At 32.9% G+C, this 25,706-nt stretch carries 24 protein-coding genes; 9 read left to right on the top strand and 15 right to left on the bottom strand.

Going from position 1 to position 25,706, the window contains the following annotated elements:
- Nucleotide 1: 1 nt before the first annotated feature.
- The 4 genes from ACNFIH_RS11570 to ACNFIH_RS11555 form a co-directional block, all read right to left on the bottom strand.
- Nucleotides 2-2,194, bottom strand: coding sequence for a peptidase domain-containing ABC transporter (locus ACNFIH_RS11570; protein ID WP_426483270.1), 2,193 nt, complete (start codon nucleotides 2,192-2,194; stop codon nucleotides 2-4).
- A gap of 144 nt (nucleotides 2,195-2,338) precedes the next feature.
- Nucleotides 2,339-3,142, bottom strand: coding sequence for an alpha/beta hydrolase family protein (locus tag ACNFIH_RS11565; protein WP_426483269.1), 804 nt, complete (start codon nucleotides 3,140-3,142; stop codon nucleotides 2,339-2,341).
- Nucleotides 3,143-3,255: 113 nt separating this feature from the next.
- Entirely contained in the window at nucleotides 3,256-3,768 is a 513-nt protein-coding gene (locus tag ACNFIH_RS11560) for a hypothetical protein (protein ID WP_426483268.1), read from the bottom strand.
- 16 nt (nucleotides 3,769-3,784) lie between these two features.
- Nucleotides 3,785-3,970 (bottom strand): hypothetical protein, encoded by a 186-nt coding sequence (locus tag ACNFIH_RS11555; RefSeq protein WP_426483267.1) that lies wholly within the window; start codon nucleotides 3,968-3,970, stop codon nucleotides 3,785-3,787.
- 226 nt (nucleotides 3,971-4,196) lie between these two features.
- Between ACNFIH_RS11555 and ACNFIH_RS11550 the strand changes: the two genes are divergently transcribed.
- Nucleotides 4,197-4,523, top strand: coding sequence for a helix-turn-helix domain-containing protein (locus tag ACNFIH_RS11550; RefSeq protein ID WP_426483266.1), 327 nt, complete (start codon nucleotides 4,197-4,199; stop codon nucleotides 4,521-4,523).
- A 41-nt stretch (nucleotides 4,524-4,564) separates the two neighbouring features.
- Here ACNFIH_RS11550 and aspS read toward each other — a convergent pair whose 3' ends face one another.
- Entirely contained in the window at nucleotides 4,565-6,316 is a 1,752-nt protein-coding gene (aspS, locus tag ACNFIH_RS11545; RefSeq protein ID WP_426483265.1) for an aspartate--tRNA ligase, read from the bottom strand.
- Between the two features lie 159 nt (nucleotides 6,317-6,475).
- Between aspS and ACNFIH_RS11540 the strand changes: the two genes are divergently transcribed.
- Together ACNFIH_RS11540 and ACNFIH_RS11535 are read left to right on the top strand one after the other, a co-directional pair.
- Nucleotides 6,476-7,474 (top strand): TlpA family protein disulfide reductase, encoded by a 999-nt coding sequence (locus ACNFIH_RS11540; protein ID WP_426483264.1) that lies wholly within the window; start codon nucleotides 6,476-6,478, stop codon nucleotides 7,472-7,474.
- Nucleotides 7,475-7,685: 211 nt separating this feature from the next.
- Nucleotides 7,686-8,033 carry a toxin-antitoxin system YwqK family antitoxin gene (locus ACNFIH_RS11535; protein ID WP_035646207.1) on the top strand — a complete coding sequence of 116 codons (348 nt, stop codon included), beginning with the start codon at nucleotides 7,686-7,688 and terminating at the stop codon, nucleotides 8,031-8,033.
- A 53-nt stretch (nucleotides 8,034-8,086) separates the two neighbouring features.
- On the opposite strand, the gene ACNFIH_RS11530 is transcribed toward ACNFIH_RS11535, so the two are convergent.
- The 7 genes from ACNFIH_RS11530 to ACNFIH_RS11500 all read right to left on the bottom strand — a co-directional run bounded on the left by ACNFIH_RS11530 (nucleotide 8,087) and on the right by ACNFIH_RS11500 (nucleotide 18,311).
- Nucleotides 8,087-9,196, bottom strand: coding sequence for a PepSY-associated TM helix domain-containing protein (locus ACNFIH_RS11530; protein WP_426483263.1), 1,110 nt, complete (start codon nucleotides 9,194-9,196; stop codon nucleotides 8,087-8,089).
- A gap of 64 nt (nucleotides 9,197-9,260) precedes the next feature.
- Nucleotides 9,261-10,811, bottom strand: a complete 1,551-nt coding sequence (locus ACNFIH_RS11525; protein ID WP_426483262.1) for a PepSY-associated TM helix domain-containing protein — start codon at nucleotides 10,809-10,811, stop codon at nucleotides 9,261-9,263.
- 3 nt (nucleotides 10,812-10,814) lie between these two features.
- Complete coding sequence (locus tag ACNFIH_RS11520; RefSeq protein ID WP_426483261.1) at nucleotides 10,815-11,117, bottom strand: hypothetical protein; 303 nt, start codon at nucleotides 11,115-11,117, stop codon at nucleotides 10,815-10,817.
- Nucleotides 11,118-11,128: 11 nt separating this feature from the next.
- A complete protein-coding gene (locus ACNFIH_RS11515) occupies nucleotides 11,129-11,461 on the bottom strand; it encodes a hypothetical protein (protein WP_426483260.1) in 333 nt (110 codons plus the stop codon).
- A 55-nt stretch (nucleotides 11,462-11,516) separates the two neighbouring features.
- The gene (locus ACNFIH_RS11510) at nucleotides 11,517-13,997 is read right to left on the bottom strand and encodes a TonB-dependent siderophore receptor (protein ID WP_426483259.1); all 2,481 of its coding nucleotides are present in this window, start codon (nucleotides 13,995-13,997) and stop codon (nucleotides 11,517-11,519) included.
- 217 nt (nucleotides 13,998-14,214) lie between these two features.
- Nucleotides 14,215-15,456 (bottom strand): 2-oxoglutarate dehydrogenase complex dihydrolipoyllysine-residue succinyltransferase, encoded by a 1,242-nt coding sequence (odhB, locus tag ACNFIH_RS11505; RefSeq protein WP_155101571.1) that lies wholly within the window; start codon nucleotides 15,454-15,456, stop codon nucleotides 14,215-14,217.
- Between the two features lie 80 nt (nucleotides 15,457-15,536).
- The gene (locus ACNFIH_RS11500; protein ID WP_426483258.1) at nucleotides 15,537-18,311 is read right to left on the bottom strand and encodes a 2-oxoglutarate dehydrogenase E1 component; all 2,775 of its coding nucleotides are present in this window, start codon (nucleotides 18,309-18,311) and stop codon (nucleotides 15,537-15,539) included.
- Nucleotides 18,312-18,427: 116 nt separating this feature from the next.
- Here ACNFIH_RS11500 and ACNFIH_RS11495 point away from each other — a divergent pair, with 116 nt between their 5' ends.
- Together ACNFIH_RS11495 and ACNFIH_RS11490 are read left to right on the top strand one after the other, a co-directional pair.
- Nucleotides 18,428-18,979 carry a hypothetical protein gene (locus ACNFIH_RS11495; protein WP_426483257.1) on the top strand — a complete coding sequence of 184 codons (552 nt, stop codon included), beginning with the start codon at nucleotides 18,428-18,430 and terminating at the stop codon, nucleotides 18,977-18,979.
- A gap of 41 nt (nucleotides 18,980-19,020) precedes the next feature.
- Nucleotides 19,021-19,530: a hypothetical protein gene (locus ACNFIH_RS11490; RefSeq protein WP_426483256.1), complete on the top strand. Its 510-nt coding sequence runs from the start codon at nucleotides 19,021-19,023 to the stop codon at nucleotides 19,528-19,530.
- Between the two features lie 38 nt (nucleotides 19,531-19,568).
- Here the strand turns inward: ACNFIH_RS11490 and ACNFIH_RS11485 are convergent, their stop codons facing one another.
- The 3 genes from ACNFIH_RS11485 to ACNFIH_RS11475 are packed head-to-tail and all read right to left on the bottom strand — an operon-like array spanning nucleotide 19,569 to nucleotide 21,694.
- Complete coding sequence (locus tag ACNFIH_RS11485) at nucleotides 19,569-19,922, bottom strand: hypothetical protein (RefSeq protein ID WP_035646182.1); 354 nt, start codon at nucleotides 19,920-19,922, stop codon at nucleotides 19,569-19,571.
- Between the two features lie 11 nt (nucleotides 19,923-19,933).
- Nucleotides 19,934-20,704 (bottom strand): hypothetical protein, encoded by a 771-nt coding sequence (locus ACNFIH_RS11480; protein ID WP_426483255.1) that lies wholly within the window; start codon nucleotides 20,702-20,704, stop codon nucleotides 19,934-19,936.
- A gap of 15 nt (nucleotides 20,705-20,719) precedes the next feature.
- Entirely contained in the window at nucleotides 20,720-21,694 is a 975-nt protein-coding gene (locus ACNFIH_RS11475) for a polyprenyl synthetase family protein (protein ID WP_426483254.1), read from the bottom strand.
- Between the two features lie 265 nt (nucleotides 21,695-21,959).
- Here ACNFIH_RS11475 and ACNFIH_RS11470 point away from each other — a divergent pair, with 265 nt between their 5' ends.
- The 4 genes from ACNFIH_RS11470 to ACNFIH_RS11455 all read left to right on the top strand — a co-directional run bounded on the left by ACNFIH_RS11470 (nucleotide 21,960) and on the right by ACNFIH_RS11455 (nucleotide 25,616).
- Nucleotides 21,960-22,481: a YceI family protein gene (locus ACNFIH_RS11470; protein ID WP_035646176.1), complete on the top strand. Its 522-nt coding sequence runs from the start codon at nucleotides 21,960-21,962 to the stop codon at nucleotides 22,479-22,481.
- Nucleotides 22,482-22,588: 107 nt separating this feature from the next.
- Complete coding sequence (locus ACNFIH_RS11465; RefSeq protein ID WP_035646174.1) at nucleotides 22,589-23,188, top strand: TetR/AcrR family transcriptional regulator; 600 nt, start codon at nucleotides 22,589-22,591, stop codon at nucleotides 23,186-23,188.
- Between the two features lie 19 nt (nucleotides 23,189-23,207).
- Nucleotides 23,208-24,539 carry a TolC family protein gene (locus ACNFIH_RS11460; protein WP_426483253.1) on the top strand — a complete coding sequence of 444 codons (1,332 nt, stop codon included), beginning with the start codon at nucleotides 23,208-23,210 and terminating at the stop codon, nucleotides 24,537-24,539.
- A gap of 9 nt (nucleotides 24,540-24,548) precedes the next feature.
- A complete protein-coding gene (locus ACNFIH_RS11455; RefSeq protein ID WP_426483252.1) occupies nucleotides 24,549-25,616 on the top strand; it encodes an efflux RND transporter periplasmic adaptor subunit in 1,068 nt (355 codons plus the stop codon).
- Nucleotides 25,617-25,706: the final 90 nt, after the last annotated feature.

The raw sequence follows: 25,706 nt of genomic DNA, 5'->3' as shown, positions 1-25,706 counted from the left end.
ATTAATTGCCTAATTCTAATTGATTCTTAACTAGTTCAAAGTATTTTCCCTTCAGATTTGTTAAGTCATAATGATTGCCTTGTTCAACAATTTCTCCATTTTCTAAAACTATAATATTGTCTGCATTTTTTACAGTACTTAACCTATGAGCAATAATGATAGCTGTTTTTCCATAAATAAATTTATTTAAGTTTTGCATAATTACCATTTCATTATTTGCGTCGAGTGCACTTGTAGCCTCATCAAATAATAAATAATTAGGGTTTTTATAAATAGCTCTTGAAATCATTATTCTCTGTTCTTGTCCCCCACTAAGTCGAATGCCTGAAGTTCCTAATTCAGTATTATATTTGTTGGGAAGTTTTTCAATAAAATCTTCAATGTTAGCAATAAAAGCTGCGTTGTTTAATTTTCCTCGATCTATTATTTCATTTTGCTCAGATTCTGAGATATTGCCGGCAATTGTATCATTAAATATAAAGGTGTCTTGCATTACTGCACCGCAGTTTAAGCGCCAAAAATCAGTATTAATATCATTTAGATTTATTGCACCTATATTTATGTTCCCTTTTGTTGGCTCATAAAATTTTAAGAGTAATTTTAGCAATGTTGTTTTCCCGCTGCCACTTGCTCCAACAATAGCTGTTGTTTTTCCTTCTGGAATTGTGCAATTGATGTTTTTTAAAATAATAGGCGAAGATTTGCCACCATAGCGATACGATAAATTTTTTATAATTATGGATTTCTCTTTTGGAAGTTCTTTGCTTTTATTTAATGAAACATTATCTTCATCATCCCGCATGTGTACCTGAGATAATCTTTCTAAACTTATTTTTGCATCTTGCCAGGATTGTATAAACAATACAAAGTTGCCCAAAGGCACATTGAGCTGACCCACTATAAATTGTATAGAAGTCATCATTCCTAATGTTAAATTGCCATCAACCACGGCTTTGGCAGAAAGAAAAGTGATGACAATATTTTTGAATTCATTTATAAAATTAGCTCCAATAGTTTGGTATTGCGCTAGTTTTAATGTGCTTAATGAAGTTTTAAAAAGGCTAATTTGATTAAATTCCCATTTCCATCTGTTTTTCCGTTGCGAATTATTTACTTTAATTTCCTTAACTCCATTTATTATTTGAATAAGTGATGTCTGACTCTGCGATTGCTGGTCAAATCTTTTGAAATCTAATTCGGCTCTTTTTTTCAAGAAAAAGAAAGTCCAGCATACATATAATATGGCGGCGACTATGAAAACTATAAATATCGTCAAATTATAATAGGCTAAAATGCCGTTAAATATGATAAATGTAATCATTGAGAATACCATATTTAAGCTTGAAGAAGAAATGAAATTTTGAATTCGGGTGTGGTCGGTAATTCTTTGTAAATGCTCGCCAGTATTTCTGGTTTCAAAATAATTGACTGGCAATTTGAGCATTTTGTATAAGAAATCAGAAATCATTTTAATATTAAACCGACTTGTTATGTGAATCAAAATCCATTCCCTAAAAACACTGACAAGGGTTTGCGAGAGTATTAAAACAAATTGAGAAATCAGTATTAGATAAATAAATGGAATGTCTTGATTGTTAACACCTACATCTACAACAGACTGCATTAAAAAAGGCAGTATAAATTGAATAATAGTTGCTACAAGCAAACCAATGAATATTTGATTGATTAGTTTTCTGTAGGGTTTAAAATACGGATATAAAAATGAGAAGCCCTTATTTTGTTCCTTGTCTTCTGTTTGCTCATGAAATTTTGCATTTGGTTCCAGAATCAAAACAAAACCCGTTTCATCAGCTGTATTTGTCCATGCGGTTTTAAAATCATTATAAGTATATGTTAGCAGACCTTGTGCAGGATCGGCAATATAGATTTTTGTCTTTGAAGTTTTATAAACAACAACAAAATGTTTTTGACGCCAAGGAATTATGAATGGAACAGGAGCTTCGTTAAGCAGGCTTTCAAAAGATATTCTCATACCAAGCGTACGCATTTCAATAGCTTCGGCTGCTTCAGCAATTCCGGCCATCGTTACGCCAAGTTTTGTAATATTTGCTTTGTCTCTTAAAAATTCTCTCGAAAATGTTTTACCATAATATTTGGCTATCATTCTTAAGCAGGTTGGGCCACAGTCTTTAAGGTCTAATTGTCTGAAATGAAGAAATTTATTTTTTATCACGTAAATTCTTAATTACTGTTGCCGTTTTTTAATATTGAATACAATTCATAGAATCTTCATCAATTATAGTATTGCCAATCTATCATCAAATCCTTATTTTTTTAAACAATGTTTTTGTAACTGAATTTTAGTCTTGATAAAACCTTATTCAGTATTTTGATTTGTGATTGATAATTCACTATTTAGCCAGTTTTTTATTTCTTGAATAACTTTTTCTATTTGATCAAATAAACTATGATCAGAGTCTTCTATAATAACAAGTTTAGATTTGTACTTTTCTTTTTTTGTTTTTTCAAAAAGCTCATAACTATTAGATACATTTACTTTATCATCTTTTTTGCCATGAAGGAATAAGAAACTTTCGGTTTTATTTTTAATTGAATCAATTTGAAATATTGGAGAAACTCTTTTAGAATAAAATACTGAGTCAATAGTATAGTTTTTGATTCTATTTCGATAGACTGTGAACATTTCTTTTCTGTCAGTTTTTAAAATATCACTTGGTCCCGCAATATTTATTGTGGTTTTGATTTTGTTTGTTTTTTTTAAAAGTTGAAAATTTGTTATTCCACCACGACTCCAACCCATTTGGGCAATTTTGGTTGTATCTGCGATTTTTAGATCATTAATAATCTTGAACAATGCTAATACGTCATCACTGCTCTTTCCTCCGAAGTCGTCAATTCCTTCGCTTCCTTCAGAGCCACGTAGTTGTGATCCAATAACTATAAACCCTTTGTTAGCAAATCTTGACAAAAACTTTATTATAAATGGTTCGCTTACCATTCCATAACTTCCATTTCCGCCTCTATTAAAAATAAGGACAGGACATTTTTTTTGAGGGTTATTTGGTACAATAAGAAATCCTTTTACTTTAGTGTTGTCAAAAGAATTATATTTTAAATCATAAATATTTATATTATTTAGATGTTTATGAATTGTCTTCATTTTTTCAAAATTGTCAAAGGAATATTTGTATGCGATTTCATATTGATTTTGTTTTTCAGACTGTGCATTTGCAAATATGACAAATAATAAAGTTAAGAGATATGTAGGATATCTCATATTGTAAGCTCTTTTATTTTTTCTTTTGAGTAATTTTTAGCAAGATCTTTATACCATAATAAAAGCGTTTCCTCGCCTAACAAGTCAAAAATAATTGAATATTGGGTTTCTATTGTTTTTAAATAAAGATTAGTGTTTTTTTCAGGATCATTTTTCCATAATAAAGATTCTTTTTTAGTAGTGGGTTGATGATGAATATAAAATCCAAATTTATCTATGCAATAATTCTTATAATCATTAGTGAATAAAATAAAATTGTGCCACATTTCATCAATTATCAACATCGAATCATCTATTAAAACTGGAATTTTTGTTCCAGGCTCCGTAGCTTTATAGCATAACCATAGCCATTTTTTAGTTTCTTCAAAAAGTAAAAGAGATTCTTTTTCAGTTATATTATAGATTTTTAAGAATCTAAAAATGACATCTTCATTTTTATAATTAAGAGCATTTTCTAATGTACAATGTTTTCTCATGATTATTTTTTTTAAAGCTGTTTGATTTTTCAAACAGCTTTTTGGTTTTTTATTCGGGCATTGCCATGCAGTGGCTTAGACAATTTGCAGGACAGGGTCCAGCACAATATCCTGGACCACATCCAATCCATTTTCCTGAACAGCCAGCAGTACATCCAATTCCTCCAACAATCTTAGAAAGTTCTTCCTTTCTTTGTTCAACCAATTCATTGATTAACTTTTCCTTTAATTCCATTTTTTATATTTTATATTAATAATGCAAGTAGGAATTACCTCTTAAATTATTTGTTGATTCCTGCAGTGATCAAAACAAAAAAAAGAAAGATTAATCCTATAATTCAAAACTACCAATGAAGTTTTAAAATTCAGTTGTTGTTTTTGGAATAAAAAATTCCAATTTTAAACATTTTACAAATTATAGGAATATTCTTGTATATTTATAATTATTTAACGTTGAAATTATGAATATCGGAGAAAATATTAGAAGGTTTAGAAGAGAGAAAGATCTTAAAGCAGAACAGGTTTTTGAGCAAATAGGAGTTAGTCAATCAACCTATTCGAAAATCGAAAATAATAGGTGTAAAATTGATATTGATATTTTGGGAAAGATTGCTTTAGTACTTGATGTTGATGTTGTACAATTGCTCAGCTTTGAGAAGAAGAAATCACAATACAGTGAATTTGATGCCTTAATAAATACTTTAGAAGATAAAATAGCACTACTAAAAGAGCAAAATTTGTTACTGAAAGAAGAAATACAAATACTTAAAAACAAAAAAAGCGGCTGAAAATTTCAGCCGCCTTTAATTATAATTTAGTTTATCAAAGCTTAAATAGCATCAATTTTAATGTGCAATTCTTTTAATTGCGCATCATCAATTGCTGCTGGAGCATCGATCATTACATCACGTCCAGAATTGTTTTTTGGGAAAGCAATGAAATCTCTAATAGTTTCCTGACCTCCTAAAATTGCAACCAATCTATCCAATCCAAAAGCTAAACCTCCGTGTGGCGGTGCTCCAAACTGGAAGGCATCCATTAAGAATCCGAATTGCGCTTTTGCTTCTTCTTCGGTAAATCCTAAATATTTGAACATTAATTGCTGCGTAGCTTTATCGTGAATACGAATTGATCCACCACCAATTTCATTTCCGTTTAAAACCATATCGTAAGCATTTGCACGAACTTTTCCTGGTTCTGTTTCCAACAAAGCCATATCTTCTGGTTTTGGAGATGTAAATGGATGGTGCATTGCGTGATAACGACCACTTTCTTCGTCAAGTTCTAATAATGGGAAATCTACAACCCATAATGGAGCAAATTCTTCCGGATTACGTAATCCTAAACGAGTTGCTAATTCCATACGAAGTGCTGAAAGTTGAGCGCGAGTTTTGTTAGCCGGACCAGAAAGTACAAAAATCATATCTCCAGGATTTGCTTCTGTTGCTTTTGCCCAGTTTGCTAAATCATCATTATCGTAGAATTTATCTACAGATGATTTGTATGTTCCATCTTCGTTGCATTTTACATAAACCATTCCAGACGCTCCAACTTGAGGACGTTTTACCCAGTCAATTAACCCGTCAATTTCTTTACGAGTGTAATTTCCTGCTCCCGGAACTGCAATTCCCACAACTAATTCAGCCGAATTGAAAACTGGGAATTCTTTGTGCTGTGCAAATTCGTTTAACTCACCAAATTTCATCCCGAAGCGAATGTCTGGTTTGTCATTTCCGTATGTTTTCATAGCATAATCGTAGGTAATTCTTGGGAATTTTTCTACTTCAACGCCTTTAATTTCTTTCAATAAATGTCTTGTCAAACCTTCAAAAACATTCAAAATGTCTTCTTGTTCAACAAATGCCATTTCGCAGTCAATCTGAGTAAACTCTGGCTGACGGTCAGCACGTAAATCTTCGTCACGGAAACATTTCACGATTTGGAAATATTTATCCATTCCACCCACCATCAAAAGTTGTTTGAAAGTTTGTGGAGATTGTGGCAATGCATAAAACTGTCCTTCGTTCATACGGCTTGGTACAACGAAATCTCTCGCTCCTTCCGGAGTCGATTTGATTAAGTATGGTGTTTCAACTTCGCAGAAATCTAAATCAGATAGATATTTACGAACTTCCATCGCTACTTTATGACGGAATAACAAACTGTTTTTTACCGGATTTCTTCTGATATCTAAATAACGATATTTCATTCTGATATCCTCACCACCGTCTGTTTCATCTTCAATTGTAAATGGAGGAGTTAATGCTGAATTCAGAATAGTCAATTCAGAAACTAAAATTTCGATTTCACCAGTTGGAATATTTTTGTTTTTGGCTTCACGCTCAATAACAGTTCCTTTTACCTGAATTACAAATTCACGTCCAAGAGTTTTGGCCAATTCAAAAACGGTTTTATTGGTACGACTTTCGTCGAAAATAAGTTGTGTAATTCCATAACGGTCGCGTAGATCGACCCAATTCATAAATCCTTTATCGCGTGATTTTTGAACCCAGCCCGCAAGGGTAACTTCGGTATTGATATTTGAAGCGTTTAATTCGCCGCAATTATGACTTCTATACATGATCTCAATTTTAGACTGCAAAAGTAAACACAAAATTCAAATTAAAATAGCAAAGTGATAAGCTGATGTGTATTAATTTTTAAATTTTTTGTTAATTCTGAAATTTTGAAGTACTTATTTCTTTAGATTTGAGATACTAAAAACAAACCTTAATAAACTATGAAACAACTTTTTATTGCTGGAATAGTCCTTTTGAGCATCTTCAATGCCGTTGGACAATCTAAAAAATATGTCACTTTTGAAGCAAATATTGCCAATAGAAATAGCGATGTTATTACCATTATTAATGACGGAAAGATTATCAAAAAGATTAATGTCAATGCAAAAGGCATTTTTAAAGATACTTTAGTGCTGAATGGAGGAAGAGGCCAAATGTATGACGGTGTTGAATCGACTGAATTGTTTTTGAAAAACGGTTATGATATTAAGCTTAAAATGGATGCAAAACAATTTGATGAAACGATTGTTTATAAAGGTAAAGGAAGTTTAGAAAACAATATTTTGGCACAACGTATTCTGGCTGATGAAAAACTTTATGATAATAGTGTTGTAAATTTAGATGATGCCGCTTTTAATAAATTAATTGATGCCAAAAAAGCAGCCGATGCAGCTCGATTAAGTAATAAGAAATTAGATCCTGATTTTGTAAAAATTGAAACTGAAAATGGACAGCAAGCAATTGCTGAAATTACAGAACATCGTGACCATGTGTTGGAAATGGCTAAATTGAATAATACAGCATCGCCAGATTTCGAATTTGAAAATCATAAAGGAGGAAAAACAAAGCTTTCAGATTTAAAAGGTAAATATGTTTATATCGATATGTGGGCAACTTGGTGTGGTCCTTGCCGAGCTGAAATTCCTTTTCTTCAAAAAGTAGAAGAAAAATATCATGGCAAAAATATTGAGTTTGTTAGTATTTCAATAGATGCGCCAAAAGATCATGATAAATGGCAGAAATTTGTGACTGACAAACAACTTGGAGGAATTCAGCTTTTGGCTGATAATGAGTGGAAATCCGATTTTGCAAAAAGTTATAATGTGATTTCAATTCCACGATTTATTTTAATCGATCCACAAGGTAAAGTTGTCAATTCAAATGCTACAAGACCATCTGATCAAACGCTTCAAACGCAGTTAGATTCATTATTGAACTAATTTATTTACGAAATCGATAACGTTATCGTAACATTCTGATTTTCATGAAATACCAATAAAACCAGTGCCTAAGCGCTGGTTTTATTGTTTTATAGAAATTCCCAATGTTAAGTTTTTACTCAATGTTACCAAATTGTTAAGCAAAAGTTTTTTTAATGTAAACATTTGATTATATTTGATAAAGATTTCTTAACATTAAATACCTACAGATATGAAAAAGAGTGTAATTTTAGCTGCGTTGTTGTTCTCTGGAATGTTAATTGCGCAGGAAACTAAACCTGAATTAGAAGCCGTTGGAAATACAGTAAAAGCTACTTATTACTATGAAAATGGTAAAGTACAACAAGAAGGTTTTTTTAAGGATGGTAAGTTGGATGGTGTTTGGGTATCTTATGACGAAAAAGGAAATAAAAAAGCCGTTGGAGAATACACAAACGGAGTAAAAACTGGAAAATGGATTTTCTTTAATGAAGACAGTCTAAAAGAAGTAGCTTATGTTGACAGTAAAGTTAGCTCAGTGAAAAATTTACAGAAAAATGCTTTAGCAAACAGAAATTAATTGATTTCGACAAATTATAAAAAAACCGTCTTGTTAAAAACGAGACGGTTTTTTTATGCTCTTTTTTTAGATTTTTTGCGGCGTCCAAACCAAATTATAAAGCCAGTAACAGGAAGTGCTGACGCAAGCAAACTGACTGTAAAAGCTATTATTTTTCCCGGAAGATCTAAAATTTGGCCAGTGTGAATACCATAATTCATTTCGACAACCTGCAATCCGAGTGTTTTTTTATCAAAAGTTTGACTTTGAATTAATTTTCCGTCAGAAGGATGAAAATAATAATTGCTTTGCTGATCGTATCGCAACGTATGCGGGTATGCGCCTGTACTCACAATATCACCCTTTTGTTGTGGAACCATAACAAAAAACATTTCAGCTTTTGGTTGCAATTTCATTGTTTCAATAAAAGCTTTATCAATTGCAGTAACTGAAGCGGTTTTGAATTTTGTGGTATCAATTACAGGTAATTTTGTTTCAACTGCCTTGTCTCCGCCAAAATTGAATGTTTTGTAAATTCCGTCGCCAACCCATTCGTAGGTAAAAGTTAATCCGGTAATGGCAAGGATCAAAGCAATTAGAGCAATATAAAACCCTGAAGTATTGTGCCAGTCGTAATTTACGCGGCGCCATCTTGCATTCCATTTAATGGTGAAACTTCTTTTGATGTCGCTTTTTCGTTTTGGCCACCATTGAATTATTCCTGAAATTAATAATAGAATAAAAATAATGGTTGCTCCTCCAATAATATGTTTTCCTATATAATCGGGCAAAAGCAAATACAAGTGAATATATTCGACAATAATGAAAAAATCAGTTTTAGGATTTTCGGTTTTTAAATATTGGCCAGTGTAGGGATTAAAATAAAGATATAAGTTCTCTGTATCTGAATAGGTATAAACAATAGCCGAACGGTTTTTTCCGTAATAGGCAATCATGCTTGTTTTATTCTTAGGAACAATTTCGTTTGCTTTTTCTTTTAAAACAGAAGGTGGAAGGAAAGGTTTTTTTTGAGGTTCAACCAAACGCCATTCTTTGCGAGTAATATCTTTTATTTCATCATGAAAACAGAAAATACAACCCGTGATGCAAACTATAAAAACAATAAGCCCGGAAATTAATCCGAGCCATTTATGTAGAAAACGTATTTTCGTTTTAAATCCCATTTTTTGATTAAAAGCGTAAAATTATACCCAAAATCAATAGAGGACAAATTATTTAAGCTAATTTTTATGAAACGACTTTTTTAGGCTTTAAATGATAGGCTACATATAGTGAAATTGAAGCCAGGAAAATCCAGAAAACATCGATAAAGAAAATCTGAACTTTGTTACGCATGAATGAAGTCCAAAACCAATCTCCAGAAACAATTCCGTTCGTAATTGGAATTAAGAATCCTAAAATGCTTCCTGAAATCAGGCAGAATTTATTGGTAAAAGAATCGTTCTTTTTGATGATAAAGAAAATTGTCAAGACAAGCCATCCGCCAAAATAAAGTGTAAATAAATCAAATTGGCTTAATGGATAAAAGATTTTGCTTCCAATAAAAGCCAAAGCGGTAATTGGATACATACTCAAACAAATTGCCAGATAAATTCGGACAACTGCTGCATTGAAACGTCTTTTCTTTTCTGGAAGATTATTTTTTTGTCTTGCAACCAACCAAATCATCACTCCCGAAATAATTACGAAGCAAGTTATAATTCCTAAAATAAAGCTGATAATTTTTAATGCATAACCGCCATAATCGCCAAAGTGAATTCGGTACAAAACATTTTTCACTATGTCAAGATAGCTTGTTTGTGCTATAGGATCTTTTTTGGCAATTATTTTTCCGTCAGAAACACGATAATCAATTTTTCCTATTCCTGTAAATTTTTTGTGATTCAGCATTTCACCTTCAACCAAAACATGCATATTAACATCGCCATAATTTTGGATATATACGCGTGTAACTTCAAAATCGGGCCAATTGCTTTTTGCTTTTGCTACCAGCTGATTTATGTTAAATGGATTTGCTAATTTCTTTTTTTCAAACTTATAATCAGCATCTGTATATTCCAGTTCTTTATATAATTTATTTTGATCGCCATTATATAGAACCTTTACAGCTGGCGCAACAATTAAGAGTTTAATCATGAAAAATGCTCCCGTTACAGCATAAACAAACTGAAAAGGCAGACCAATCATTCCTAAAGCTGTATGCGCATCTGTCCACAGTGTTTTTAATTTTTCTTTTGGACGGAAAATATAAAAGTTCGATACAATTTTTTTCCAATGCAATAAAACTCCCGTTATAATGGCAAACAGGAAAAATAAAGCCGTAAATCCAGAAAGATAATATCCGGCCGGATAAGGGATTTGAGCCAGAAAATGCAGACGATACAATAATTCTCCCAAAGAATAAGCTTCTTCGTAAGTATAGGATTTATAGCTTTTGTTGTCCAGATAAAAGAAATCTCCAAGACGTTGTTTTTTTGGAGCCAATGAGTCTTTTGTTCCTTCAAGTGAAACAGCAACTCGATTTTCTAATGAAGGTTTAGAAATAGTAATATTTCTTGCGTGCAAAACATATTTTTTGTCAAGATGCTGCAGGGCGTTGTTGTAGTCTAACTGAATTTCTTTTGTTTGTGCTGTAGATTCACTTCTTTCCCAGTTGACAATTTCATCTCTAAAAAAAGAAAAAGATCCAGCGAAGAAAATCACAAATAGCACTACGCTGATTACAATTCCGCTGACAGTATGTGTATGAAAATAGATATTATAATGACGGTTGTTCATAGATTAATGCGCCGTTTGATTATAGGTTTGACCCAAGTAGATAAAAAGACAAAAAAGAAGACTTAAAAGAATATAAATGAGCCAGATTTTCCAGCCACTTTTGGCTAAAAAAGCAATTACCATTAATGCTACCCAAAGAATGAATCCGCTGAAAGCCATTGTAATCAATACATCTGCGCGATTGAACCAGGCAGCTAAAGCCAAATGAAAAGTGACAGATACAAAGTAACCTCCTAAAATCGCCGCTGTAATTTTGAGAAAACGAGGCAAAAAAGCCGGAGTTAAATATTTTGGATTTGCTGGCATGTAATTAAGGTTTAGTTGTAGTAAAATTCCAAAATCGCAACAAAGAGCAAGATTGCTAAAAGCGCTTTACTGTTTACTTTTTTTAATGGAGTCAGAATAATGATTAAGCTTCCAACAGTCATCAACTGAATAAAAAACATCAAAGTGCCACAGCACAATGACTTTGTAAAAAGCCACATTGCGTATGCTGTTGCCAATAAAAATAAACCAGTGATTTTAGTTTGTTTTGGATTTTGTTGCATCCATTTTTCAAATCCAAAATCATACGATAAAACAGCTCTTTTTGAAGTGTAATAAAGTGTGTAAAAAGCTAAAAAAACGATAAGGCTGGCTAATGTTATCATGATTTAGAGAATTTAAAACACCTTTCTGGTTTAGCAGAAAGGTGTTTTTTGTTTATTAGAATCTATAAGAGAAACTTGCTGCTACGCTTCTCATGTTACTTGGGTGGATTGTAGACCATCCGTCATAAGTATCAACGTTAGCGATATTGTCAAGTTTAAGAGTCAAAACATATTTTTCTGTTCCGTAGAAAATAGATGAATTTAAAACAGTGTAAGATGGAATTGTAAATTGACCAACAACATTTCTGTTCATAATTAAGTTTTTGTCAGCATAATTTCCTCCAAAACCTAAACCAAAACCGTTTAAGTCTCCTTCTGGAAATTTATAGCTAGCCCAAAAGTTTACTAAGTTTCTTGGTCCAGAGCTTTCAGGTCTATGTCCTACAAAAGAAGGATCTCCAGCATTTAATACAGCATCAACATAGCTGTATCCTGCAACAATGTTTAAGCCATCAATAGGATTTGCAATGAATTCAGCTTCGAAACCTTTGTTTCTTTGTGCTCCATCTTGAAACGCTGTTTGAGTTGTTGCAGTGTAAACGATATAAACCTGATCTTTTACCTGAATATCATAGTAGCTGAATGTAGCGTAAAGTTTGTCTTTAAAGATGTTTAATTTAGTTCCAACTTCAAATTGATTAGCGTGTTCTGGTTTAAAAGTTCTTGGACGTCTGCTTCCATCAGATAAAATTTCTGTTACAGGAGCAGAGTTTGCAAAACCATCCATATAATTGGCAAAAATCGATACTTTGTCGATAATTGGTTGGTAAACTAATCCGAATTTAGGAGAAAATGCAGTTTGGTTAAAATCATCATCTTTTGTTGAAAGATCACCAGCAGTCATAAAACGGTCAACACGTAAACTTGCCATCGCAGATAAAGCAGGAGTAAAGTTGATCACGTCAGAAAAATAAGCACTGTAAACTTCCTGTTTTGTTTTAGCATTTGTCATAGTAGCATCAGCTAAAAGCGCATCAGATCCAGCTTTTGTTAATTTTCCGCTATCACCGTTTGTAACGTATTTAGCAGGATCAGTAATTCCGAAAAATTCTTCGTTTATTGTTTTTGTGTCAAGGTTTCCAATGTAAATACCTCCATTTGAAACATAACTTGAACCATTATCGATACCGCCTCTGTTGAAGTAGTCAAGACCAGCAACAATTCTGTTTCTCATACTTCCGATTACGAAATCACCAATGAAGTTTTGTTGAATATCAGTTGTAAGCGTAGTAGAGTTTTGGTAGTTCATATAACGACCTAAAACAATTCCTTCTGTAATTCCTGGATAGTATTGAGTTCCTTCATATAAGTATGAATAATAACCGTCTGATTTTGATGAACCTCTAGACACAACAGTTTGTGAAGTCCATTGATCATTGAATTTATACATCATTTGCCCTTGAAGGTTATATGACGGAGTTTTGATAGATAATTCGTTGCTAGTATAAGAACGTTTGTTGTCGTAACCTAATTCGTCAATATTATGAACTCTAAGAGGAGCACCTCTGTCTAAAAACAGCATAGTTGGGTTAGTTGCTTCATTGCTCATGAATTCTGTATTAATGAAAAACGAAAGTTTGTCGCTTACTTGGTACGATAAAGATGGAGCAAAGAAAAATGATTTTCTGAATCCGGCATCTTGAAAACTGTTCTCAGTATGGTAAGCTGTGTTTAAGCGGAAGTTTATTTTGTGTTCTTCATCTAATGGCGTGTTGACATCTACAGTAACTCTGTTTAATCCATAGCTTCCAGCAGTATAGTTTACTTCGCCACCAAAGTGATCATAAGGTTTTTTAGTAGTCATGTTGATTAAACCTCCGTAAGAGATTAAACTACTTCCAAATAAAGTTCCTGATGGTCCTTTAATAACTTCAATTTTGTCAATGTTTGCTGGATCTAAACTTCCGTTTGTTAATCCTGGCAATCCGTTGATCATTGTTGGTTGAACAGCAAATCCTCTTAAAGAGAAATATCCTGCACCATCACCACCACGTCCAGTTGAAGCCCAAAGCGGTGTTAATCCTGGTGCATTTTTAAGTGCATCGTCAATATTTGTAACAACTTGCTCTTTTAAAAGTTCGCTTGTAATTGTAGTGTAAACTTGTGGGTTTTCAAGATTTTTAAGTGGTAATCTTGATACTTGTTGTGTTTCTTTACGAGCTAAAGGATTTTTTTTGTTTCCTCCGTTAATTACAATTTCGTCTAATTGCTCTGAATTTGAAGTAATCGTGAAATTCTCTATAATTTCATCTCCACTATTAAGTGTAATGCTTTTTTCTTTAGAGGTGAAACCTACAGCAGAAACGCGAAGAACATAATTTCCTGGTTTAACGTTTTTGATTTCGTAGTTACCATTGCTGTCTGTGTTGGTTCCAATTTTTGTACCTTTTAATACGATCGAAACATTATCTGCCGCTTGATTATTTGCTAAGCTGATTTGACCTTTAATAGTTGCTTTTTGTTGCGCCCAAGTTGATGTGCCTGAAAGCAAAACAAAACACAAAGCCAAAAGTGAAATTGTAAATTTATATTTCATTTTTATTTAGAATTGATTTTAATAGTGCAAATTTAATTGTTGAAAGTCAACTATACAAGCTATTTTTATTTATTCTAAATTAAATTTTTTTTAAAGGGTAAAATTTACATTTCTTCAAAAAATTAACATCTTAAGCTAAAATTAAGTTAATCTTAAGCGAAAAAGCCTGTTCAAATTAATGAACAGGCTTTTTATTATGATTGAAAATTATTTAAAATTACAACTCTAAAGCACGTTTAGCGTCGCCATTCATCAATAATTCTAATGGGTTTTCTAAAGCTTCTTTAACAGCAACCAAGAAACCAACTGACTCACGTCCGTCGATAATTCTGTGATCGTAAGAAAGTGCAACGTACATCATTGGGTGAATTTCCACTTTTCCATTTACAGCAATTGGACGCTCGATGATGTTGTGCATTCCTAAAATTCCTGATTGAGGAGGGTTGATGATTGGAGTAGATAACATACTTCCAAAAACTCCACCGTTAGTGATTGTGAAAGTTCCTCCAGTCATATCGTCAACTGTAATTTGACCATCACGAGCTCTTAAAGCTAATCTTTTGATTTCTGCTTCAATTCCACGGAAAGTTAATAATTCAGCATTGCGAACAACAGGAACCATTAATCCTTTTGGTCCAGAAACGGCGATTGAGATATCAGCAAAATCGTAAGCGATTTTGTAATCACCATCCATCATTGAGTTAACATCTGGATATAATTGTAAAGCTCTTGTAACTGCTTTTGTAAAGAATGACATGAAACCTAAACCTAAACCACCATGTTTAGCTTTGAAAGCATCTTTGTATTCGTTACGAATTTGGTTAATTGGCGTCATGTTTACTTCGTTGAAAGTAGTAAGCATAGCTGTCTCGTTTTTAGCCGAAACTAGTCTTTCTGCTACTTTACGACGTAACATAGATAATTTTGTACGCTCAGTTCCACGGCTACCACCAGTTGGAGTTCCCATAGAAGGTACTGCGTTTACAGCATCATCTTTAGTGATTCTTCCTCCTTTTCCAGTTCCTGAAACTGTTGCTGGAGCAATATTTTTTTCATCTAATATTTTTCTTGCTGCAGGAGATGGAGTTCCAGCTGCATAACTTGGAGCTGCTGCCGGAGCCGGAGCTGCTTTTGGAGCCTCAGCTTTTACTTCTGCTTTCGGTGCCTCAGCTTTTGGAGCTTCTGCTGCTGGTGCAGCTGGAGCGCTTCCTGCTGGTTTTGCAGCATCTGTATCAATTAAACAAACTACAGCACCAACTGCTACTGTATCACCTTCTTCAGCTTTTAGTGTAATTACACCACTCATTTCAGCAGGTAACTCAAGAGTAGCTTTGTCTGAATCAACTTCAGCAATAGCCTGATCTTTCTCTACATAATCTCCGTCTTTTACTAACCAAGTTGCAATTTCAACTTCTTTTATTGATTCCCCTGGTGATGGGACTTTCATTTCTAAAATCATCTTTGTTTTTGTTTAAGGTTGTAGCGTTTAAAGTTTCATGTCAATGATAAACCTGAAACTTTAAACTTGAAACATTTTTTTTATCTGAATAAATTTTTATCGAATACCATTCTAATTGCATCTGCATGACGGCGTTTTGCACGTGTGTAACTTCCAGATGCAGGCGCAGCATAAGCTTTTAATGAAGCCAATCTCCATTTTACAAGATCAAAGTTCATTAACATAAAGCTATAAGCTCCCATGTTTTTAGGTTCTTCCTGAGCCCAAACATAATCATCAGCATTTGGATATTTTGCAATGATTTCTTTGATTTGCTCAACTGGAAAAGGGAATAATTGCTCAATACGAACAACTGCAACATCATTTCTTCCGTTGTTTTCTCTTTCAGCAACGATGTCATAATAGAATTTACCAGTAACAAAAACCAAAGTTTTTACTTTCTTTTTATCTACTGTATTATCGTCAATTGTTTCCTGGAAACCCCCGGTTGCTAATTCATCAACAGTTGAAACGCATCTTGGATCACGTAATAAACTTTTTGGAGAGAAAACTACTAAAGGTTTACGGAAATTCGTTTTCATTTGTCTTCTCAACAAGTGGAAGAAGTTGGCTGGCGTTGTACAGTCAGCAACATACATATTTTGTCTTGCACAAAGTTGTAAGTAACGTTCCATTCTTGCAGAAGAGTGTTCCGCACCTTGACCTTCGTATCCGTGAGGCAATAATAAAACAATACCATTTTGGTTGTTCCATTTGTCTTCACCACATGAAATATATTGGTCAATCATAATTTGAGCTCCGTTAGAGAAATCTCCAAATTGTGCTTCCCAAATTGTTAAGGCTTTTGGATTTGCTAATGCATATCCATAATCAAAACCTAGAACTCCATATTCAGATAATAAAGAGTTGAATACGCCGAATTTTCCTTTTTTGTTTTCAATTCCGTTCAAAAGAATTACTTCTTCTTCAGAATCTTCTACTTTAACTACCGCGTGACGGTGAGAGAAAGTTCCTCTTTCAACATCCTGTCCAGAAATACGAACATCAAATCCTTCTGTTAAAAGCGAACCGTAAGCAAGTGCTTCTGCAGTTCCCCAATCAAGCGTATTGTTGTCATAACCTGTTTTTCTATCCGTAACAATTTTAGTTATTTTACTGATGAATTTTTTATCAGCTGGTAAAGTTGAAATTGTATTGATGATAGAATCTAATCCTTTTTTGTCAAAAGTAGTATCTACTTTCTGAAGCATTTGTGTATCAGTTACCTGAACAAATCCTTCCCATTCGTTTTTCATGAATGGAGTAATGATTGTTAAATCTTTTTTACGAGAAGCTTCTAAATTCTCCTCTAAAGCAGATTTGTATTCTTTTTCTAAAGCATTAACATAAGATGCATCGATTACGCCGTCAGAAAGTAATTTCTCTGCGTAGATGTCTCTTGGGTTTTTATGTTTAGCGATGATTTTGTATAAAACTGGTTGCGTGAAACGAGGTTCGTCACCTTCGTTATGACCGTATTTTCTGTATCCTAATAAATCGATAAATACGTCACGTCCAAATTGCATTCTGTAATCTAATGCAAAAGATACAGCGTGTACAACAGCTTCAGCATCATCAGCATTTACGTGTAATACTGGAGATAAAGTTACTTTAGCAACGTCTGTACAATAAGTAGAAGAACGAGCGTCTAAATAGTTAGTTGTAAATCCAACTTGGTTATTGATTACAATGTGGATTGTTCCTCCAGTTTTGTAACCGTCAAGTTGAGCCATTTGAATGATTTCGTAAAGAATACCCTGACCTGCGATTGCAGCATCACCGTGAACGGCGATAGGTAATACTTTAGAGAAATCGTCAGCATAATATTTATCTTGTTTTGCTCTTGTGATTCCTTCAATTACAGCTCCAACCGTTTCTAAGTGAGAAGGGTTTGGTGCTAAATTGATGTTGATGCTTTTTCCTGATCTTGTTTTTTTGTCGGCAGTAAGACCTAAGTGGTATTTTACGTCACCGTCAAAATATTCCTGATCGTAATCTTTTCCGTCAAACTCACCAAAAATATCCTGAGTTGATTTTCCGAAGATGTTTGCCAAAACGTTCAAACGACCACGGTGAGCCATTCCCATTACGAATTGTTCAACACCTTTTTCAGCAGCTTGCTCGATTAAAGCATCTAAAGCCGGGATGATAGATTCTCCACCTTCTAATGAGAAACGTTTTTGTCCAACATATTTAGTATGAAGGAAGTTTTCAAAAGATACAGCTTCGTTTAATTTATTTAAGATTGTTTTCTTTTCTTCTGTAGAGAAATTAGGCTGATTCGTATTTACAGCTAATTTGTCCTGAATCCATTTTACAACGCCAGGATTCCTGATGTACATATACTCAATACCAATGTGCTGACAGTAAATAGTTTTTAGGCGATTTACGATATCTTGCAAAGATGAAGGTACCATTCCGATTGTTTGCGCAGCATCAAAAACAGTTGAAAGGTCAGCTGCTGATAATCCGAAGTTCTCGATGTCTAAAGTTGGAGAAGATTGTCTGCGGTCACGAACAGGGTTTGTTTTAGTGAACAAATGTCCACGTGTACGGTATCCGTCAATTAATTTAAGAACATTAAATTCTTTCTTTAGTTTTTCAGAAATCTGACTGTAATCTGTGTTATCGCTAGTCACGTACTCAACGATCGTTTGCACTGGATTTTCGTCGTTATAAGTTGTCATTCCAAAGTCAAAACCTTGAAAAAAACTTCTCCAGCTAGGCTCAACGCTGTCTGGGTTAACTAAATATTGATCGTATAATTGTGCAAAAAACTCGGTATGCGCTGCATTTAAAAATGAAAACCTATCCATAATATTAGTGAATATACTTTTTGTTAAATAGAAACGCAAAAGTACAACAATCACATTTATTTAAATCTTTTTTTTACGTACTTTTACGTAAAAATTTGTTAAAATAAACGTTAACTATGAGTAAAAATCAAAATTCAATCGTTTTCAATTCTTTTTTTGTGATTTTGGCTGTATTATTTTTCAACGTTGGAAATGCACAACAAAATTATGTCATTGACAATAGCAATCATTTTTGGGATAAGGTTCAGTTTGGTGGTGGACTTGGATTGGGTTTTGGATCAGGTTACACCAATATTTCGGTTATGCCGAGTGCTATTTACAATATCAATCCAATAGTTTCAGTAGGTGCAGGACTGCAGTTCGGTTATTTATATCAAAAAAACTATTACGAATCTTTTGTTTGGGGTGGAAGCGCGATTGTACTCGTAAACCCGATTCCGCAAGTTCAATTATCTGCAGAACTAGAACAGGTTAGAGTAGATACTCAATATGAACAATATTATAATCAGCCGAGTTATTCTGATTCTTATTGGAATACCGCTTTATATCTTGGAGCAGGTTACAGAACCGGAAATGTGACAATTGGTGGACGTTATGATGTTTTATATAATCCGAATAAAAGTCTTTACGGATCTGGATTTATGCCTTTTGTGAGGGTTTATTTTTAAAGTTGCTAAGGTTCTGAGATGCTAAGATTCTAAGCTTTTTTATGAAGTATTATACTTATTGGTCTATATCGGAATTACCTTCTAATACAAGATCTTTTGCAGTCTTTTTTTGGATTGCAATTGTCTCGCTTATTCTTTGGATTTTGATTAAAAAATTCAAAAGGAAAAATGATGATTATGAAAAATTGATATTATTGTGGACAATTGGCGCCGTTTTTAGTCTATCAATAACTATGTTTTTCTATTTGCAATTTTACACAACAGATACTACAGAAAAAAGAATTCAAAACGTTTTTAACTCTCCAAACGTGTTAGTAGTCGAAGGTATAATTACTGGTTTTGAAAGGAAAGAAGAAGTTAAGAAAATGGGAACTATTACTTGGGAAAGCTTTGCGGTTGATTCTGTTCAGTTTAAATACAATGATGTACTATTAGGTAGATTTAATCATTTTGGTAATACACATAATGGAGTTTTTAAAAATGATTTATCAGTTAAAATAACTTATTCGAAATTAGGTAATGAAATATTAAAAGTAGAAGTTGCAAAGTGAAAAACTTAGAATCTTAGCATCTCAGAACCTTAGAACCTTTACTTGTAATAATTCCGAAACCAAACCTTCTGCCATTCTCTTTTTAAAATCAAAAAAGAAACTTGTTCAGCCAGAATTACTAAATCAGAGCCATCGAGTTGTTTGATTTCGTTTTCTGGAACGTCAATAATGTATAAGAGATTTAAATATTCAGCAAATTTATACTGAATCATTCGGTAGATTTTTTCGTGAAGCTGAATTTTTAATTCTTCCGGCGAAATACTCAAAGGGAAATCGATTCCTTCATTGGCCAAATTAAAATCTTTATTAATCTGCTCGATTAATTTTAAGTACAAAGATTCCTTTTGGGCTTCTTCAAATAATAATTCTGTATTTAATGGCGAAACATACATAATTTTAAAAATTAGAAATGGCAATTTTCTGAGTCAATAATAATTTCAATGCGTTTATTTGTTGTTTTTGATTTCCAATAATCAACAATTTTAGTCAGCAAAATATCGCCGCCAGCATAGAAAAAAACAGCTCCCATTGGCGGGTTGGATGTCGGAATTAATCCGAAGGTTTTGGGTGCCCATTTCCAGCATTTAAAGTAGGTTCCGGCCAATTCAATAAATATAACACAAAGGGCTATGAAATAATATAAATTTTGCCATTTTTTTCTTTTTAAAAGCAAAAAGAAAAATATCCCAAAAATAAGCGAAAAAATATCTTTTAGAAAGAATCCGACAGCTAAAAACAATATAGTAAAAGCTGCTGTAAAGCATTTTCTAAATAAATCATCATTTTTAACAGCTAATTGTGTGTGAGCAAAAACATAACCTGAAGCAAAAACTATAGCGTGTCCAAAAGGAACATATATTGGAATAAATGCGGTTCGGTAATCGTACATTTCGAGCAAAGTGCAGAAAATAAATTCACCCAGATAGGATAAAAATACCATTACAAACATTAGTTTTCTCAAATAAGTATCTGAAGACCAGAAGAAAAAGCAAAAATAAAGTATGGACAAGATGTTTGTAATCAGACGTCCATCAAAGTAATGTTCGGTAAAAGAAACACTGTCAATTCCTAAAGCTAAAATGGTAAAAAAAGGAAAACAGACTGCAAAAAACAGCTGCATTTTTGCATTATAATTTTTATCATTAAAGAAAAGAACATTTATTAATTGATTCATAAAGTCTTATATGTTTTAAACTTTACGTCCCATTAAGTTTTCGCCAAATGTCCTCAGGATATTTTTCTTTTCAGCATTAATATCCATTTTTTCTAAAGTCTCAAAAGCCTTAAAAGTGTACATTTCTATCGCGTCTTGCGTTGCTTTTGAAGCGCCAGATTCGTTAAAAATGGCTTTTGCAGTTTCGATTTTTTCTGAATTTTCATCTAATTGCAAACGGAATAATTTTTCTAATTCGGTTGCTTTTTCAGGAGTTGAAAATTCTAAGGCTTTTAAATATAAGTAAGTCTTTTTGTTCTCAATGATGTCGCCGCCAACTTGTTTTCCAAAAGTTTCTGGATCTCCAAAAGCGTCTAAATAATCATCCTGCAATTGAAAAGCTAATCCTAAATTCAATCCGAAATCATAAATCAAATCGCCTTCTTTTTCTGAAGTTTTAGCTACAATTGCGCCCATTTTCATTGCTGCAGCAACTAAAACGGCTGTTTTATATTCAATCATTTTTAGATATTCCGGAATAGTAACATCTGTTCTTTCTTCAAAATCAACATCCCATTGCTGGCCTTCGCAAACTTCAAGCGCTGTTTTGCTGAATAATTTTGCCAAGTCTCTAAAAACCGCTGGTTCGTATTGTTCAAAATATTGATAAGCCAGAATCAGCATCGCATCTCCAGATAAAATTCCGGTATTGATATTCCATTTTTCATGAACGGTTTCTTCTCCTCTTCGCAGTGGAGCGTCATCCATAATATCGTCATGAACAAGTGAAAAATTATGAAAAACTTCAACCGCCATTGCAGCCGGAAGCGCTGTTGTATAATCGGCATCAAAAACTTCTGCAGCCATTAAGGTAAGCACCGGACGCATTCTTTTTCCGCCAAGTCCTAAAATGTATTCGATAGGCTCATAAAGATTTTTAGGTTCTTTTTGTATGCTTTGTTTTTTTAGATAACTAATAAAAAAATCTTGGTACTGACTTATATCGTGCATAAAATGAAATTCTGATTTACGAGGCTCAAAGATACAATTCAATTATGAATTATTGCTTTGTAAATGCGAAATGCTAAGAAACATTTAATGATTGCTTTTAAAGAGTATAAAATGTTTCCTTAAAATAATTATAAAAAAACTTGGAAACTTTTTTGGTATTCTGAGTTTCCTGTCTATATTTGCATCCGAATTTGGAAACTAAGAATACTAAAAAAGTTTCCTGAATATTTTGAGTAAGTTATAAACTCAATTAAATCAGATAATTATGAAAACAACATGGACTTTAGATTCTACACAATCAGATGTTTTAATTAAAATGAGACATTCTATAATTGCTTATTTAGGAGGAACTACAAATAAATTTGGCGGTTATGTGAATATTGAAGATAATGAGATTGAAGATGCATCAGTAGAATTTTCATTTGATATTAATAACAAAAATGAAAGCTTTCAGCAAATTGACACCAACTTGCAGCTTCAGGATTTTTTTGATGTAGATGAGCATCCGATTATCAGTTTTAAGTCGACTTCTTTTCAGAAAGTAAATAATAATATTAATTTTTTTAAAGGTGATTTAACGATAAAAGATGTGACAAAAGTTGTAGAACTTGATGCGGAATTTATTGGTGTTAATAATTACAACGGCGAGAAAAAAGTTGCTTTTGAAATTAAAGGAGATATCAAGCGTCAGGATTTTGGATTGGATTACAATTCATTTAATCATAACGGAGGATTAGCGCTTGGAAGAGATATTAAACTTATTGCCAATTTAGAATTCAGCATATAAATCTTACATAATGAATAAATTAATGTAAAATTATTACAAATATAATGGAAACTATTTTTCTGATTTTAGTTTCCTAAGTATATTTGTAATGCAACTTGAAAGTTAAAATGAAAGAGAAAATTATATCAAAAGCTAGTGAACTGTTTTTGAAACTCGGTTTTAAAAGCGTGACCATGGATGATATTGCCGGAGAAATGTGTATTTCAAAAAAAACGATTTACAAATATTTCTGCAATAAAGAAGTTTTAATTGAAGAAAGCACTTCAATGGTTCATAAGCAGGTACACGAAATCATGGATACCATCATTGCTAAGAATTATAATGCTATTCATGAAAATTTTGAGATTAGAGAAATGTTTCGTGACATGTTTAAAAATAGTATTGATACTTCGCCAATTTATCAGCTTAAAAAGCATTATCCAGAGATTTACCAAAATATTCTTTCTATTGAAATAGATCAGTGCACTCAGTGTTTTAGAGATAATATCGATAAAGGAATTCGTGAAGGATTATATCGTGCAGACCTGAATATCGATATTTATGTGAAATTTTACTACACTTTGATCTTTCATATTAATGAAACGACAGTTTCAGAAAGAGAAGCTCAAAAAATAGAGTTGGAAGCTTTGGAATATCATACCAGAGCTATGGCAACAGAAAAAGGAATACAGGAATTGGAAAAACAACTTAAAAAAATCACTGCTTAATCGTCAATATATATAATTTATGAAAAAAATAATTGTAATACTGCTGTGCACTCTTGGTTTGTCTGCCAATGCACAAGTCACTTTAACCTTGAAAGACGCGCTTGTTTATGCGCTTCAAAATAAAGCCGATGCTAAAAAGGCAAAATTAGAGGTTGAGAATAGTGAGTACAAAATTCAGGAAATACGTTCTAGAGCGTTACCTCAGATTTCTGCAAACGGAAACTTAACTCATAATCCGATAATTCAGACAACCGTTATTGATGGAGCTGGTTTTGGTCAGCCAGGAACTACGATTCAGGCAGCATTTGGTCAAAAATGGACTTCAAACGCAGGACTTTCATTAACTCAGGCGATATTCGATCAATCTGTTTTTACAGGTTTAAGAGCAGCAAAATCTACTCGTGAATTTTATCAAATCAACGATCAATTGACAGAAGAGCAAGTTATTGAAAGAGTAGCAAATAACTACTATTCTGTATATGTACAACGTGAAAGATTAAAATTGCTAGACAGTACTTATTTTAATACTACAAAAGTTCATGATGTTGTAAAAGGACAATTTGATAATGGTTTAGCTAAGAAAATTGATTTAGACCGTATTATCGTAAAATTATCAAACATTGATACAGATCGTCAGCAAGTTAAAAATCAAATTGAATTACAAGAAAATGCTTTGAAGTTTTATATGGGTATGCCAATTGAAACTCAAATTATTATCCCAAAAGAAGAATTTGAAGCTGTTCCGGCATCTTTAACTGAAGTTCCAAATGTAGAAAACAGAACAGAATATCTGCTTTTGAAAAAACAAGAAGAGCTTTTAGTATTCAATAAAAAAGCTGTCGAAGCTGGATATTATCCAACACTTTCTTTAACTGCTGGTTACAATTATATTGGTCAGGGACCACAATTGCCTTGGTTTGCAAAACCTTCAGATGGTGTGTATTGGTCAGATTATGCTGCTATTGGATTAAATTTACACGTACCAATTTTTACAGGATTTGGAACTCGTGCTAAAGTAAGACAAGCCGATGTTGAAATCAGATCACTTCAGGAAGATATCAAAGACACTAAACTTTCTCTTGACTTGGATTATAGAAATGCAATGGCGCAAATCGATAATAACATGGTAACCATCCAAAACCAACAAGAAAATATGCGTTTGGCTCGTGAAATTTTGAGCAATACAAAAAATAATTATCTGCAAGGTTTAGCATCTTTAACCGATTTATTGGATGCTGAAAATGCACATCAGGAAGCTCAAAATAATTACACAAGAGCTGTTTTAAATTATAAAATTGCCGAAGTGGCATTAATCAAATCAAAAGGCGAACTAAAAACTCTTATTAAATAACTAATTACAATGAAGAAAACTATTATAACAATCGTAATCATAATCGCAGCTTTGGGTGTGATTGGATATGTTTTAAATAACAATAAGAAAGAAAATAAGGCGAAAACAGATATCGTTGCGGAGAAAAATGCTGCAGTTTCAGTTAAGGTTACTCCAGTTAAAACGGAAGTTGTTTCATTAGATTTCGTTGCTAACGGAAACTTTGCTCCAACTCAGGAATTGACTTTCTCTGCTGAAAAATCTGGAAAAGTAATTAGTGTTTTGGCTAAAGAAGGAGATTACGTAAGAGTAGGTCAGACTTTATTGACAATGAGAGGTGATATCATTAATGTAAATGCGCAACAAGCACAAGCAGTTTATAATAATGCAAAATCTGATTATGCAAGATACGAGAATGCTTTTAAAACGGGTGGTGTTACAAAACAACAATTAGATCAGGCAAAATTGGCTTTGACAAATGCTCAGTCAAACTTAACTCAGGCAAATATTAATGTTGGTGATACAAAAGTAAAAGCACCAATCAACGGATTTATCAATAAAAAATATATTGAACCAGGTTCTATCTTAACAGGAATGCCTGCAACTGCATTATTTGATATTGTAAATACTGCAAAATTAAAATTGACAGTTACTGTAAACGAAAATCAAGTAGCAAGCTTGAAATTACATGATAATATCAATGTAACAGCAAGTGTTTATCCTGATAAAACTTTCCCAGGAAAAATCACTTTTATCGCTGCAAAAGCTGATGCAAGTTTGAACTTTCCAGTTGAAATTGAAATTGCAAACAATATTAACAACGACTTAAAAGCAGGTATGTACGGAACAGCAAATTTTGCATCTAAACAGCAAAAACAAAGCTTAACAGTTGTTCCTAGAAATGCATTTGTTGGAAGTGTAAGCAGTAACGAAATTTTTGTAGCTGAAAATGGTGTTGCAAAATTGAAAAAAGTTGTTGCTGGAAGAATTTTAGGAGATCAAGTAGAAATTTTAAGCGGATTATCTGATGGAGAAAAGGTTATTACTACAGGTCAAATCAACTTACAAGACGGAAATACAGTAGAAATTATTAAATAATTTTACCGCTTTAAGCCGTAAGCAATAAGCTTTAAGCCTTTAATAAAAAGCCTAAAGCCTACAGCGTATAGCCTACAGCCTAAAACAAAA

Source organism: Flavobacterium sp. 2 (genome assembly GCF_049949195.1).
GTDB lineage: Bacteria > Bacteroidota > Bacteroidia > Flavobacteriales > Flavobacteriaceae > Flavobacterium.
The sequence above is the reverse complement of the archived record's forward strand: the minus strand, read 5'-3'. Positions and strand labels throughout refer to the sequence as shown.

What these genes read in the sequence shown, in the direction of transcription:
- ACNFIH_RS11535 (WP_035646207.1), top strand. Translation starts at nt 7,686, where the DNA reads ATGAAAAAGAGTGTAATTTTAGCTGCGTTGTTGTTCTCTGGAATGTTA.
- ACNFIH_RS11460 (WP_426483253.1), top strand. Translation starts at nt 23,208, where the DNA reads ATGAAAAAAATAATTGTAATACTGCTGTGCACTCTTGGTTTGTCTGCC.
- ACNFIH_RS11540 (WP_426483264.1), top strand. Translation starts at nt 6,476, where the DNA reads ATGAAACAACTTTTTATTGCTGGAATAGTCCTTTTGAGCATCTTCAAT.
- ACNFIH_RS11520 (WP_426483261.1), bottom strand. Translation starts at nt 11,117, where the DNA reads ATGCCAGCAAATCCAAAATATTTAACTCCGGCTTTTTTGCCTCGTTTT.
- ACNFIH_RS11495 (WP_426483257.1), top strand. Translation starts at nt 18,428, where the DNA reads ATGAGTAAAAATCAAAATTCAATCGTTTTCAATTCTTTTTTTGTGATT.
- ACNFIH_RS11470 (WP_035646176.1), top strand. Translation starts at nt 21,960, where the DNA reads ATGAAAACAACATGGACTTTAGATTCTACACAATCAGATGTTTTAATT.
- ACNFIH_RS11475 (WP_426483254.1), bottom strand. Translation starts at nt 21,694, where the DNA reads ATGCACGATATAAGTCAGTACCAAGATTTTTTTATTAGTTATCTAAAA.
- ACNFIH_RS11455 (WP_426483252.1), top strand. Translation starts at nt 24,549, where the DNA reads ATGAAGAAAACTATTATAACAATCGTAATCATAATCGCAGCTTTGGGT.
- ACNFIH_RS11515 (WP_426483260.1), bottom strand. Translation starts at nt 11,461, where the DNA reads ATGATAACATTAGCCAGCCTTATCGTTTTTTTAGCTTTTTACACACTT.
- ACNFIH_RS11480 (WP_426483255.1), bottom strand. Translation starts at nt 20,704, where the DNA reads ATGAATCAATTAATAAATGTTCTTTTCTTTAATGATAAAAATTATAAT.
- aspS (WP_426483265.1), bottom strand. Translation starts at nt 6,316, where the DNA reads ATGTATAGAAGTCATAATTGCGGCGAATTAAACGCTTCAAATATCAAT.
- ACNFIH_RS11530 (WP_426483263.1), bottom strand. Translation starts at nt 9,196, where the DNA reads ATGGGATTTAAAACGAAAATACGTTTTCTACATAAATGGCTCGGATTA.
- ACNFIH_RS11465 (WP_035646174.1), top strand. Translation starts at nt 22,589, where the DNA reads ATGAAAGAGAAAATTATATCAAAAGCTAGTGAACTGTTTTTGAAACTC.
- ACNFIH_RS11485 (WP_035646182.1), bottom strand. Translation starts at nt 19,922, where the DNA reads ATGTATGTTTCGCCATTAAATACAGAATTATTATTTGAAGAAGCCCAA.
- ACNFIH_RS11510 (WP_426483259.1), bottom strand. Translation starts at nt 13,997, where the DNA reads ATGAAATATAAATTTACAATTTCACTTTTGGCTTTGTGTTTTGTTTTG.
- ACNFIH_RS11550 (WP_426483266.1), top strand. Translation starts at nt 4,197, where the DNA reads ATGAATATCGGAGAAAATATTAGAAGGTTTAGAAGAGAGAAAGATCTT.
- ACNFIH_RS11555 (WP_426483267.1), bottom strand. Translation starts at nt 3,970, where the DNA reads ATGGAATTAAAGGAAAAGTTAATCAATGAATTGGTTGAACAAAGAAAG.
- ACNFIH_RS11500 (WP_426483258.1), bottom strand. Translation starts at nt 18,311, where the DNA reads ATGGATAGGTTTTCATTTTTAAATGCAGCGCATACCGAGTTTTTTGCA.
- odhB (WP_155101571.1), bottom strand. Translation starts at nt 15,456, where the DNA reads ATGATTTTAGAAATGAAAGTCCCATCACCAGGGGAATCAATAAAAGAA.
- ACNFIH_RS11565 (WP_426483269.1), bottom strand. Translation starts at nt 3,142, where the DNA reads ATGAAGACAATTCATAAACATCTAAATAATATAAATATTTATGATTTA.
- ACNFIH_RS11490 (WP_426483256.1), top strand. Translation starts at nt 19,021, where the DNA reads ATGAAGTATTATACTTATTGGTCTATATCGGAATTACCTTCTAATACA.
- ACNFIH_RS11525 (WP_426483262.1), bottom strand. Translation starts at nt 10,811, where the DNA reads ATGAACAACCGTCATTATAATATCTATTTTCATACACATACTGTCAGC.